Below are 935 nucleotides of genomic sequence, written 5' to 3'. Positions count from 1 at the left end.
CCTAGAGGGTGTCTGAAAAGGGTCAGGGCGGGCGCCCGGTGAGCCGATGGAGCAAGATCATGCTCATCGCCAGGTAGATGGTGCTCTCCGAGGTGTCGATCAGGTACTCAAAGTCCTTGGACAGCCGTCGGTACTTGCCCAGCCAGGCGAACGACCGCTCGACCACCCAGCGCCGGGGCACGACCGCGAACCGCGGTGGCTGTGGTGGTGGTGTGCCGTTCTTGGCCCAGCTGTGGGTGAATCCGCCATCGCGGCGGGCGACGATCTGGACGGTCACCCCGACGGCCCGGCGGGCCCAGGTGGAGAAGGCCTGCCCGCGATAGCCCTGGTCGGCCCATACCAGCCGGAGCCGGGGAAAGTCATCGCGGGAGCGCGACAGCAGCACCGTCGCACCGTCCCGGTCATTCACGGCGGCGGGGCTGACGCACGCCTTGAGCACGGTGCCGAGCGTGTCGACCAGCAGATGCCGTTTAATCCCGTTGACCTTCTTGGCGCCGTCCCAGCCGTGCAGGCCACCGCGGTCGGTGGCCTTGACGCTCTGGCTGTCGATGATTCCCGCGCTCGGGATCGGGTCCCGGCCTGCTTCGATCCGGTCACGTTCGCGCAGGCGGGCCAGCATCTGCTCCCACCGGCCCTGGATCCGCCAGATCCGCCAGTAGTGATAGACCGTCTGCCAGGGCGGCAGATCATGCGGTAGCAACCGCCAGGCGCAGCCGGCCCGCACCCAGTACGCCAGCGCGTTCATGATCTCCCGGCGCGTGTGCACCGGCGGCCGGCCACCCGGCCTCGGCGCCGGGACCAGCACAGCGATCAGTGCCCATTCGGCATCGGACAGATCGGTCGGGTAGGGGGAACGCCCGGCCACCATCGTCTCCACACTCAGGGCGCGGCATCAGGCAACATGCCCCGCCCTGACCCTTTTCAGACACCCTCTA

The 935-nt window shown here is 68.4% G+C and carries 1 protein-coding gene; it reads right to left on the bottom strand.

Annotated features, from left to right (window positions below; all coding sequences use genetic code 11):
* Positions 1 to 22: 22 nt before the first annotated feature.
* Complete coding sequence (locus E1291_RS41500) at positions 23 to 868, bottom strand: IS5 family transposase (protein WP_131743486.1); 846 nt, start codon at positions 866 to 868, stop codon at positions 23 to 25.
* Positions 869 to 935: the final 67 nt, after the last annotated feature.

The sequence above is a fragment of the Actinomadura roseirufa genome (assembly GCF_900659635.1).
In the GTDB taxonomy this organism is placed as follows: Bacteria; Actinomycetota; Actinomycetes; order Streptosporangiales; family Streptosporangiaceae; genus Spirillospora; species Spirillospora roseirufa.
The sequence above is the reverse complement of the archived record's forward strand: the minus strand, read 5'-3'. Positions and strand labels throughout refer to the sequence as shown.

Bases quoted from the DNA above. Each gene is read 5' to 3' on its own strand.
- E1291_RS41500 (WP_131743486.1), bottom strand. From the start codon at position 868: ATGGTGGCCGGGCGTTCCCCCTACCCGACCGATCTGTCCGATGCCGAA.